Below are 12,145 nucleotides of genomic sequence, written 5' to 3'. Positions count from 1 at the left end.
AAAGACCCTGCTTGCTTGACCGCTTCGACAATTCGCAGTACATTTCTAACCATGTTAGAAAAGATAGTTACAGCCCTTGTAGGTTCAAAACACGAACGGGATCTCAAAAAGCTTATCCCGATACTTCACAAAATAAATGAAAAAGAATCCTGGGCTATGTCCCTTAAAAAGGAACAGTTCCCTCTGCAGACAGCCGAATTCAGAGAGAGAATATCCAAAGGGGAAACAACCGACGATCTTCTGCCGGAAGCTTTTGCCCTGGCCAGAGAAGCTGCCAGGAGAACCCTGGGCGAACGGCCATACGATGTCCAGCTCCTCGGGGGGATTGTCCTCCACCAGGGAAAAATCATGGAAATGAAAACAGGAGAAGGTAAAACTCTGTCGAGTGTGGCCGCCTCCTACCTCAACTCCCTAGAAGGCAAAGGAGTCCACGTCGTAACGGTCAACGACTATCTAGCCGAACGTGACGCCCAGTGGATGGATCCCGTCTTCTCCTATCTCGGAGTGACTGTCGGTGCCATTCTCTCTAATATGGACCCAGAAGCCAGACAGATTGAATACAGTAAAGACATTACTTACGGAACCAATAATGAATTCGGTTTCGACTATCTCCGCGATAATATGCGTTGGGACTTCAGCAAAAAAGCTCAGAAACATCATCATTACTGTATAATCGATGAGATCGACTCCATTCTGATTGACGAAGCGAGAACGCCGCTAATTATATCCGGAGCCGTTGACGAAGCTACCGGAAAATTCAAAACCGCCGATCAGATGATAAAAAAGCTTAAAGAGTGTGAGAAAGATCCGGCTACGGGAGACTACCCGCTCGATGACCCTCTTTCGAAAGAGCAGCCTCCGGGAGATTACAAGCTCGATGAAAAAAGCAAAAGAGTCGTTTTTACCGATGAGGGAATGAACCATATAGAAGAAGAGCTGCTGAAGAGAAATGAGATTCAGGGTTCACTTTTTGACGAGCAGAACTTCGAATGGATTCACTACATCACACAGGCCATGAAAGCTCACCATCTCTTCCATCTCGATGTGGATTATGTGATCCAGGACAATCAGGTTCAGATAGTCGATGAGTTCACCGGCCGCGTCCTTCACGGTAGACGTTATTCCGAAGGCCTTCATCAGGCGATAGAAGCCAAGGAAAATATTAAAATAGCCAAACGGAACAGGACGCTGGCTTCCATTACGTTTCAGAACTATTTCCGAATGTACGATAAAATCTCCGGTATGACCGGTACTGCCGATACGGAAGCCAGAGAGTTTACCAAGATTTATAATCTCGATGTTATCGTCATTCCGACAAACAGACCGGTTAAAAGACTCGATGACAATGATGTCATCTACCTGAACGAACAATTCAAATTCAATGCTATCTGTGATGATATCGAACGGATACACAAAACCGGCCAGCCTATTCTCGTAGGTACAGTTTCCGTCGAGAAATCCGAAGTTCTCTCCGCTTTGCTGAGAAAACGCGGTATCAGACATGAAATACTTAATGCGAAAAATCACCACAGAGAAGCTCTGATAATCGGTGAAGCCGGAGCAAAGGGTTCCGTTACCATTGCGACGAACATGGCCGGACGCGGTACTGACATCAAGCTTGGCGGGAACCTTGACATGCGGGTTCGCAAAAAAGTCGGTACCGATGCTTCGCCCGAACAATTTCGCGAAGCCGTGGAAAAGGAATTGCCTCAGTGGCGTAAGGATAATCAGGAGATCAAGGATCTCGGAGGACTGTACGTTATTGGAACGGAAAGACATGAGTCCAGACGTATCGATAATCAGCTCCGTGGCCGTTCGGGACGTCAGGGTGACCCGGGGCATTCGCAGTTCTATATTTCTCTTGACGATACTCTTATGAGGCTTTTCGGCGGCGAGCGCTTTAAGAGCCTTATGGGCCGTCTCGGAATGGAAGGCGGAGAACCGATTTATCATAATCTTATAAACAAATCGATTGAACGTGCCCAGAGCCGTGTTGAAGACAGAAACTACGAAATCAGAAAACACCTTCTCGATTATGATGATGTCCTCAATACTCAGAGAAATTTTATTTATGAACTGAGGGACAATATTCTTACAAGCAGTTCATTGCTTGAGGAGATCGTCGAAACGGGCTACGAAATCAATTCGATTCTTTTCAACGATTACAAATCTGATCTGAAACACGAAAAGAAAGAAGACGCTCTTTTCCGGCTTATGGAGCGACTGAAAAATAATTTCTTTTATATTCCCGACGAGACCTCTGAAGAGCTGATGTCACTTTCTGTCGAAGATCTGGAGAAAAAGGTTCTAGAAGATCTTAAAACAGAAATGGAAGATAAGATACAGACAGTCGGTCATGATCAGATTAAGCAATTTGTGACTTTTGATTATCTGAGAAATCTCGATTTGAAATGGCAGGAGCACCTGGAAAATCTTGATGCTCTCAGAGAAGCGGTATCCCTCAGATCGTACGCTCAGAAAAATCCTCTTGCCGAATACAAACGGGAAGGTTTTGAAATTTTCAGTCAGCTGAATGAAGACGTGAAAATCGCCGTTACAAGAAAAGTATTCAAGGTCAAAATTCGAAAAGAAAGGGATCCTGTACAGGCCCGGGCGAGACAGAGGATAGCACCGGCACAGGCCGATCACAAGGCTATCGGCTCCTTCGGAGCCCTCAGAAACAAAGAAAGGGCTGAAGCCAGCGGAGCAGCCGTACAGGTGAAGAGGAACGAACCCAAAGTGGGGAGAAACGATCCATGCCCATGCGGAAGCGGTAAGAAATATAAAAAATGCTGCGGAGCCTGATTCGGTTCTATTGAAATATAAGGGGCAGTAGACTGATTGTCCCTTGTCTTTTTATAAAGAAAGAGTTGCCTGAGCAACTCTTGTCTGAATCAAAAATATCAAGAAAGAATGACTTTCCCTCTATTCGATCATGTTTGGCTATTTCCCAATTCCTGTACTATTTCGGAACGGCCTGAATCTTCCAAAGCTTCGTATTTCTCGTTGTTATAACTGGCATAAGCACTTATAAGATTGAAAACAGCTAATAAACCAATTAGAAAGAACATGAGTTTGCGCACATCTTTCTCCTTTTGTAGTATTCTTTCTCTTAATTGAATACCATATTTTAAAATATAAATTCCAATGTATCAACATCTTCTTTATTTTTGAAAATAGAGAATTGAAGATGTTCTCCGGCTCTGAAACCACTGTTTCCCATATATCCGAGAAGATCACCTCTCTCCACTTTATCACCGGGCTTGACGACAATGCTGTCCAGGCAGCTGAAAATGGTCTGCATGGAATCACTGTGATTCAACTGAATGACACGTCCGTAATATGCATTATAGGATGTGTTCCCTATAATTCCGCTTTTTGCGGCATAAACGGGTGTACCCTTCTTATTTACAATATCGATTCCGTAATTATAATACTTTAGTCCTGTTACGGGATCGAGATAAGCACCATAATTATTCTTAACTGCACCTTCTGCGGGAATTATGAATCTGCTGCCTATTATCTTTTCTTTTGTATCATCAGGCAATGTACCATCGGGTATAAAAAGATTCTGACCAATTCTGATTACCGTGGAAATGAGATTGTTGGCATCCTGGAGCGTCATTATATCCAGATTGTATTTTTCAGCGATAGAAATCAATGTATCATTCTTGACGACTTTGTGGAATATGCCTGATTTATCGGGAATTCTAATAACCAGACCTTCTTCTGCAATGGAATTTTCCGACAGATTATTAATAGATATTAATGTATCGAGACTGACGTTATATTTTCCCGCTATAATTGAAAAACGGTCCCCTTCTCTCAAGGTATATTCCGAAACCTGAATCCCGTCATTTTTTTCCATCAGGTAGCCATCAGATGGTTTGTAAAAGGGAGCAGCGGCTTTCATGAGTCTGTTTTCTTCGGGAATGCCGCTTTTTTCTCCCGGTAAAATAAGATGCTCAATATTATAGTGAGGCTCGTTTCTCTGCCACAGGACTTCGATAAAATTCAGAATGACGGAAAAAAAGAGCAAAGCACTGATAAAGGGAATTATATAGAGAGGTACCGATGTTTTTCTTACTGAAAAGGATGAGAAATAACGCACCTGTCCCTTTGAGTTTTTTCTGTTAATTTTCTGACTCTCTGCTGATACAACCATAATACTCTATGTTGTGTATCGACAATTTATCGAGGCTGTATTAATATTGTTTTAATTATGATGTACACAATTTCCCGGCAGTTAACTTTTTTTCTTCTGGCATCAATTGCTGTCCTTTTTTTCTGCCTGAGATTTTTTAATGTTTACCAGGTTAGAGAGAACTCTATGGAGCCTCTCCTGCTAAACGGACAGAAAATCATAGCCGTACGAAACAGGACGCTGCATAGGGGCGACATTGTAGTTTTTGAAAATCCAGAGGATAATCGCCTTGTCGTCAAGCGATTCCTCCTCTCTCCCGGAGATCCCGTCACGATACGCAACGGCATACTGATAACACCGGACGGCAATGTGCCGCTGACAGTGAGACAATCTCATCTGCTCTCCAATCTGGAGTTTATCCCTGATAATATGTTTTTTGCTTTGGGAGACAATATATTTAATTCTCATGATTCAAGAGACTACGGTCCGGTAACTATTAACAACATCAAAGGAAAAGTTCTTCTTTTTTAATAATGGAAAAACGTTTTAAAGTTTTTTTTACACTTCTGATTGCCACGTCTCTTACCATTCTCGGCCGGTACGGATATCTGATGCTGACTCCTTCGCCCGATTCGTCAAGCGTTTCGTTTCCCGAAGTTGAACGGGGCCCCATCCTGGACAGGAACGGAAGACTTCTGGCTCTCCAGACAGAACTAAACTCGGTAGAAGCATGGCTGCCCAGTGTCGAATCCCCCGAATCCGTGGCACGTTTGCTTTCTCAGATATTATCCGGTGTGACATATGAGACGGTGTATAACCAGCTGACAGGAACCGGACCGAGCAATTTCCTGTATATCAAAAGGAAAATTTCTCCAACCGAGACTTCGGAAATAAAAAAGCTGATCGGCGAAGGAAAGTTGAAGGGGATTTCTATCCGTCCCGAATACGGGAGGAACTATCCCGAAAAAGAACTGGCGTCTCATGTGATCGGCTATACCGGTACAGACAATGTGGGACTGGAAGGTATCGAATACAAATTCAACAGCATCCTCTCTCCCCCTGTCATTTCATCATCCCGGGATATTCAATACGGGAACCAGGTCTATCTGACTATTGATTCGAATATACAGTACATCACGGAGAAAATTGCCCGAAAGGCTTATGTGGAAAATAAAGCTGAAAAAGTTATGATTCTTGTGATGGAAGCTAAAACGGGAGATCTGCTGAGTTATGTTTCCGTCCCCTCCTTCGATCCCAATAATTTTCAACAGTACTCCCGTCAGGAAAGAGAGAATCAACCCGTCTCCTACGCCTATGAACCGGGTTCGGTTTTCAAGATTTTTTCAGTAGCTTCATTTCTTGAACTGGGCGGCATAACGACAGAGGATACATTTGATACGACCGGTGGGTATAATCCGGAATTCTTCAAAAAAAACAAGATTACACCGATTACCGACCTGGGAAGTTACGGAGTTCTCAATGCTGAAAAAACACTCGTATACTCCAGCAACGTCGGCGTGTCATATATGTCCGAAACTGTCGATTCACGGGATTATTACAATATGCTTAAAAATTTCGGTTTCGGCCAGACAACCGGGATTCCCTTAAACGGAGAATCGAGCGGGATACTTTTTGAGCCGGAAAAATGGTCTCTTCGAACTAAGCCGACCATATCTTTCGGTCAGGAAATCGGTGTGTCAGCTATTCAGGTTATTACAGCAGCAACCGTTTTTGCCAACAGCGGGATTCTACTGAAACCACACATTGTAAAAAAAGTCGTCGCTCCTGACGGAACCGTAATCAAAGAGTACGGAAAGGAACCTGTCAGAGAAGTGCTGTCTCCCGAAGTGGCTGACTCGGTTCTGCATATGATGCAGAAAGTTACCGAGGAGGGAACTGCCAGGAGGGCCAGGATCGAAGGATTTAATATTTCCGCTAAAACCGGTACCGCCCAGATACCTGATAAGGAAACGGGTAAATATTCAACGACAGAATATCTCGGGTCCATTCTGGCCATATTTCCTACCGAAGATCCTGAAATCATCGTATATATCGTCATAGACAGACCAATGGGCGATTATACCTACGGAGGTCGTATCGGTTCTCCTCTTGTCAAGGAGCTGGCGGAAGAACTCATTCCCATCATGGGGCTCGATCTTAAAACGACACAGACTTTCATTCACACGACGAATCTGAGGCTTACAAAACCGGAATTAAATTCGCCTGACGGTTCCATGCCCGATATGACAGGTTACTCCAAAAGAGCTGTTCTCGATTTCCTCAAAAAACATAATCTGCAGGGGAACCTGAAAGGAGAAGGCTGGGTTGTTTTTCAGTTCCCCCCCCCCGGTCCGGATAGGGAAATCAAAGATGGTATGACTGTCTACGTGGAATTCAAATGAGTATTCTTGCCGATAATCTCCATGCTCTCGATATTCATTTTCCTTCGCTTTCCCACTTTTTAAAAGATTATTCAGAGACTCTAACGATTGATGACTATAAGACCTCTGTTTCCCGAACCGGATGTCCGACTATAGAAATTAATGGTCAGCTGATACATTCCCGCTTTGATCCTCAAAAGGAAAGTTACAGGTTTATTGAAAATCAGCTTTCCGGTGACGCTTCGATCTATATTCAAGGCGGTTTCGGATTGGGGTATCACTCGGAAGCGTTACTTGAATTAACAGAAGATGAAATTCTCATTATTGTCGAACCTGATATAAAGCTCTTCTATCATGCCATGTGTTTACGGGATCTACGTCATTTAATCAATTGCGGACGGATTATTTTTCTCATTGATAGTGAACCTGACAACGTGTTAGCAATTCTGGAGCAGTTTCCCGGGAAATTGGTTCAGATCATTATCACTCGTTCGCTCTATGATTACAAACAGAACTACTATGATTCACTCCGCAATAAAGTCGGAAACTATATATCCCGGAAGGAAGTCAATCTCAGTACCCTTAAGCGCTTCGGAAAATTATGGTTGCGAAATTTGTCTGAAAATGCTCACTTACTGGCTGAAGTGCCGGGAATCCGGTCGCTTGATCATTTATTTGACGGTCTTCCCGCACTGCTTATCGCTGCAGGGCCCTCTCTTGACACCATACTCCCCTACCTGGAAAAGTTGAAAGAGAGATTTATACTCGTCGCCGTTGATACAGCTTTAAGAGCATGCCTGAAGGAGAATGTGGAACCTGATTTTATTGTCGTAGCGGACCCGCAGTACTGGAATAGCCGCCACATGGACCGATGTCCGACCGATCAGTCAATTCTGATTTCAGATACTTCAACTTTCCCCTCGGTCTTCAGACAGATAAAAGGGAAAAAATTCCTCAGCTCATCTTCTTTTCCCCTAGGGCTTTATCTGGAGGAAAACACTGAACTGAAGGGAAAGCTCAAAGCCGGTGGTTCTGTTGCGACTGCCGCCTGGGATTTCTGCAGAATCATAGGCGCCAGCGAAATCTGGTGTGCGGGGCTTGATCTGGGATTTCCTGATAAACAGACTCATTGCCGCGGCAGTTTTTTTGAACAGAGAGTGCATTGGCTCTCTGAAAGACATAGACCTGCTGAGGATTTTTCCTGGCACGCTTTGATCGATGCCGGGCTCCACAAAGTGGAGGCCAATGACGGAGGATTAACCTGGACAGACAGGAGAATGAATCTCTATGTTCGCTGGTTTGAAGAGCAAATGGAAAAATACCCGGTTTTACAATCCTTTAACATTTCGCAAAAAGGGATAAAAATCAGGGGTATGGGATTCTCAACTCTAGCTGAAGCTTTAAAAAAACCGATTAATCGCATGGAAATTGATTTGAAACTTAATGAAGCCGGTCAGATAGAACCTTCCCCCGGTTTATACAGTGAACTCATTAAATCTATAGAATCCCTCATTGAAAATTTGTCATCGTTACATGAACTCGCAGACAGGGGGCTTCAGCTTTGCCACAAATTGGAAGAAAATTTCAAAAAAGGTCACGAAATCAGTAGAATCCTAACAGAACTGAATAAAATCGATGCCGCAATTATTAACCAGAGCGGAAAAGAAATTGCCGCATTTATACTACAGAATTTCATAACGGATCTACTCGGCGAAAAAAAATCCCCGACACCTGAACAGACAATTAACAATTCCATTTCTCTTTATGAAGAACTGAATCAATCGATTGGTTTTCATAGGGAACTACTGCAAAAAGCTTTAAAAAATACAAAAATTTCTCAAGAATAATTCTATCATACCGATTTTAATAATGATAATCATAGTCTTTCGAAGATTGTACTACGAAGATGCGGTTTTGCAGGTGTCGACGTCCAGGGCCTGCAGAACCCTTTTTTTTTCAAATGGTGACAATTTGCTCCCGAATGGCGTATTTCACAATATCAGCTATGCTGTTCAGCTTCAGTTTATTCATTATCCTGTTTCTATAGTTATCTACAGTCTTTTTACTGATTTTCATTTTGTAAGCGATCTCTTTGGGATTAAGCCCTTCCGCGATATAGGAAATATGCTCTTTTTCCCTATTGGTAATCAGATCGGGTCTTCTCTTATCCAGATGAGGAGTTTCTATCATATAATCGAGAAAATTGTTTATGACAGCCAGTGAAAGATATTTTTCTCCCTGCATAATTGTAAATACGCATCGGAATAATTCGTTAAATGCAGCTTCTTTTGTCAGATAACCATCTGAACCGGCACGAAAGACTTCAATAAATTTATTTCTATCAACTGAATCAGAAAGAGCAATAACAAATGTAGATGGGAAAGTTTTTTTCAGTTTACGGATCAGCTTCAATCTGCTCTCATAATCATCCATAAGATCCACAAGGACGAATTGCGGTTTCAGTAGTTCGGAACTTCTGCTGATTGCTTTGTAGGAACAAGAGCAAGCAGCAGAAGTCATGTCGCACTTAAGGTCAATTAAAGATTTAATATAATCCTGCATAAAGTTGTAATCAGAAGCAATGAGAAATGTGATCATACAGGAATAATAACATCACAACGATGTATTATCAATGTTTTTTACCTTTGATTTTAAGCAGAATACCTAATGCGATGCCGGAAAAAGACAGGATAATCGAGAGAATATCCAACCAGTTCCCGAATTTTGTATAAATAGTCGTTCGCTCATTATAAACAGGAACATCTGAAATCAGATAACCTTCTGTAAAAGGCTCCAGTTCTGCGATTCTTTTTCCGTTCGGATCTATAACGGTCGTAAATCCTCCGGTTGTAGAACGAATCATGGATCTCCTGTTTTCTATTGTCCGGAATACAGCAATCCCCATATGCTGAATATTGCAGGCATACTCATCGGACCAGGAATCGTTTGTAAGATTCATTAAAATATCCCCGCCCCTTAAAACAAATTCCCTTGAAAGATAACCGAATGTATCTTCAAAACAGATAAGAGGTGCCAGCTTTATGCCGTCCTGTTCGAACAAGGTGTATTCATCCCCTTTTCCGTAAAAGTTTACCTTTAAATCAAGAATTTTCTGATATATTCCAGGGAAGATATTTTCATAGGGAAAATGTTCGGTAAAGGGAACCAGATGGGTTTTGTAATACTTTCCCTGAAGCTCTCCCTTTTCATAGTGAAAAACAGAATTGTAATTGACCCTTTTATCGCCGAAATAAAAGAGATCATTATTCCCGAGAAAAAGAGGGACATCAGTCTGATCCATAAAATCAAAAAGCTTGTGAATCAGTTCCACCCGCCTTCTGTCCACTCTTGTCCTCAGATGATAATCGATTGAAGGAACAAAAGCCGTTTCAGACCAGATAAGAGCATCGGGCTTCTCTTCCAGAGCCTCATTGGAAATTTCCAATAGCTTATCAAGCGCTTCTTCAAAAACTTCAATTCCCGAACGCCAGGAGTTTATATTATGCTGAATCAGTGCAGGTCTCCACTTCGGCGTGTCATCATAATTAACTTTTGATACAAGTCCATAAATATTGAAAAGGATGAAAAGCGAAAACCAGATTACAGAAGGTCTTAACCACTCTCTCCAGGTCTTTTTAAAATGGGCAATCCCTTCTTTCAGAGCGTTTCCAATAATAATTGACGGATAAATAACAATAAAGGTAACGCCTGCTACGCCGGTGATATCAGCTATACCTATGAGCGATAGAAAGTTGTATTGCGTATAACCAAGCACACCATAAGAATAGCCGAGAAAGCCCTTTGTCCTGAGAAATTCATAGGAAAGCCAAAGGAAAATCTGAAGAATAAACCCCTTTGCCGGGAAAAGCCTATCGGCTAATTTCAAAAGGGGAAAAAGAACCAGAAAATAGGAGGCATAAATAATGGGAACAACTACAAAAGCCATGGGGTCAAAAGTAGCAAGCCAGAAATTGAACAGCGAATAACTGAAATATCCGAAATAGGCTCCGTATATTATAGATTTAATGAAACCGATTCGATGAACTACGATGAAAACCGGAATTAGAGAGATAAATGCCAAAGGGAAAAGACCCCAGCGATTGAGAAAACTGGGAAAAGATAATGCGAAAATTAATCCGCTCAAAGACAATAGGAACAATTCGAATAAAAGATTCAGAATGTTCTCTCTGGTAAAGATTTTATTGAATGCCATGACTCACCTTTGCTGAGAATTTTTGTCATTTGAGTATACCGCGAATAGATGAGTCAGTAAAGAATGGCTCTTATTTCCTCAGGGCTTCGAGCCTCTCTTCTGCTTTATGAAGTAAGGTGTCATCGACAGTCCCCCGATTCAGGATCATTTCACTGAAGAGATCATCATAAATCTGTTTGACATCGCCCCATGATGTGTATGAACTTCCGGGAACCCCGGAAACAACTCCGTTCTGGAGAACTTCGATTCCGGTTTTGATAACAGTATCGGCTGGTGTATTGCCCAGTTCTTCAATAGCTTCATTTATGGGAGGAAGAAATCCCCCTGTGCCTCTTGCCACTTTCACTGCGATTTCCGGTCTGGTCATATATTCGATAAAACGGAAAGCCATGTCTTTGTTTTCCGCACCTTTTAAAACGGCGAAACCGCTTGTGCCGGCTATTGATCCTATTCCCGAAGGTCCCCGTGGTGCAGGGGCGATAATATAATCATCGGGATTCTGCCTGTAAGCCTCTCCTATTCGCGCCATATGCGCCACAGCAAGCCAGGCTTCTCCGTTTTTCATTGGTAGAGAGACATTGTCGCAGGAGAGAACTCCGGGGAAGAAAGTGTCCGACATAGATGCGAGGATGTTCCAGCATTGATTCGCTTCATAGCTTCTCACTATAGGAAAACCTCCCCCGTAGGAGAGAACCATGGCCCCGAAAAAGTATATAAAGTTTTTCTGGGGGACTCCGGTTACGGCGACTTTTCCCGAACCTTCGCCACTCTTTATTTTTTGTGACCAGTCGGCAAATCCGCTCCATGTCAGATTCTGTATTTCGACTGTACTATCCAGGTATTGAAGAGCTTTTCTGTTTGCAAGAAGAAGATAGACATCTCCACCCACAGGGGCAAAATATGTTTTCCCGCCATATACGAGATAAGTTGTGAAGGCCTGTGAAAAAGTTCGGCTTTTCCATTCTTCCACAGGCAATATTTCCACGAGATCACCATCAACCCATTCCTTCATCCGGCTGTTATGAACAATGACGACATCAGAAGTTATGCGACCGGTTTCTTTCTGCTGGAAGGCTCTGTCGAGTAAAATATCATCATCCAGAATTTCAAATTTAACAACGACATTGTTTTCTTCTTCAAATGACGGAAAGATTTCATCGTAAAGGAATTTCTGTTCTGACAAAGGAGTGTAAAGACGGGAAGAAATAACAAGAGTAACAGGTCTGTTTTTTCCAGCAATAGTCTCTTTCTTGTAACAGGAGATAAAAGTCAGCACTAATAGAAACACTATGGCGGTTTTTATTACATTCCGATTTCTCATCATTATTTCACCTCTATCTTTATTTTAGACGCAATGGGTATTCCCTTCCAGGCAAAGTTAAATCCTTTACCACTCGAGCGGCTGCT

At 42.4% G+C, this 12,145-nt stretch carries 8 protein-coding genes; 4 read left to right on the top strand and 4 right to left on the bottom strand.

Features of this window, described 5'->3' with window-relative positions:
* Positions 1-51: 51 nt before the first annotated feature.
* The gene (secA, locus tag HNR50_RS01545) at positions 52-2,805 is read left to right on the top strand and encodes a preprotein translocase subunit SecA (RefSeq protein WP_184742723.1); all 2,754 of its coding nucleotides are present in this window, start codon (positions 52-54) and stop codon (positions 2,803-2,805) included.
* Between the two features lie 325 nt (positions 2,806-3,130).
* On the opposite strand, the gene HNR50_RS01540 is transcribed toward secA, so the two are convergent.
* Positions 3,131-4,165 carry a peptidoglycan DD-metalloendopeptidase family protein gene (locus HNR50_RS01540; protein ID WP_184742721.1) on the bottom strand — a complete coding sequence of 345 codons (1,035 nt, stop codon included), beginning with the start codon at positions 4,163-4,165 and terminating at the stop codon, positions 3,131-3,133.
* 57 nt (positions 4,166-4,222) lie between these two features.
* Between HNR50_RS01540 and lepB the strand changes: the two genes are divergently transcribed.
* The 3 genes from lepB to HNR50_RS01525 are packed head-to-tail and all read left to right on the top strand — an operon-like array spanning position 4,223 to position 8,372.
* Entirely contained in the window at positions 4,223-4,675 is a 453-nt protein-coding gene (lepB, locus tag HNR50_RS01535; protein ID WP_184742719.1) for a signal peptidase I, read from the top strand.
* A gap of 2 nt (positions 4,676-4,677) precedes the next feature.
* Complete coding sequence (locus HNR50_RS01530) at positions 4,678-6,546, top strand: penicillin-binding protein (RefSeq protein ID WP_184742717.1); 1,869 nt, start codon at positions 4,678-4,680, stop codon at positions 6,544-6,546.
* Positions 6,543-8,372: a motility associated factor glycosyltransferase family protein gene (locus HNR50_RS01525; protein WP_184742715.1), complete on the top strand. Its 1,830-nt coding sequence runs from the start codon at positions 6,543-6,545 to the stop codon at positions 8,370-8,372. Before HNR50_RS01530 ends, HNR50_RS01525 begins: the two co-directional genes overlap by 4 nt.
* Before the next feature lie 109 nt (positions 8,373-8,481).
* Here the strand turns inward: HNR50_RS01525 and HNR50_RS01520 are convergent, their stop codons facing one another.
* From HNR50_RS01520 to HNR50_RS01510, 3 genes are all read right to left on the bottom strand, one after another.
* Complete coding sequence (locus HNR50_RS01520) at positions 8,482-9,123, bottom strand: response regulator transcription factor (RefSeq protein WP_184742713.1); 642 nt, start codon at positions 9,121-9,123, stop codon at positions 8,482-8,484.
* A gap of 31 nt (positions 9,124-9,154) precedes the next feature.
* On the bottom strand, positions 9,155-10,738 hold the full coding sequence (lnt, locus tag HNR50_RS01515; protein WP_184742711.1) for an apolipoprotein N-acyltransferase: 1,584 nt from the start codon (positions 10,736-10,738) through the stop codon (positions 9,155-9,157).
* Positions 10,739-10,808: 70 nt separating this feature from the next.
* Positions 10,809-12,062 (bottom strand): ABC transporter substrate-binding protein, encoded by a 1,254-nt coding sequence (locus tag HNR50_RS01510; RefSeq protein WP_184742709.1) that lies wholly within the window; start codon positions 12,060-12,062, stop codon positions 10,809-10,811.
* Positions 12,063-12,145 lie beyond the last annotated feature (83 nt).

The sequence above is a fragment of the Spirochaeta isovalerica genome (assembly GCF_014207565.1).
GTDB lineage: Bacteria > Spirochaetota > Spirochaetia > DSM-2461 > DSM-2461 > Spirochaeta_F > Spirochaeta_F isovalerica.
Note: the sequence above shows the minus strand (reverse complement) of the source record. Positions and strands in the feature narration are given on the sequence as shown.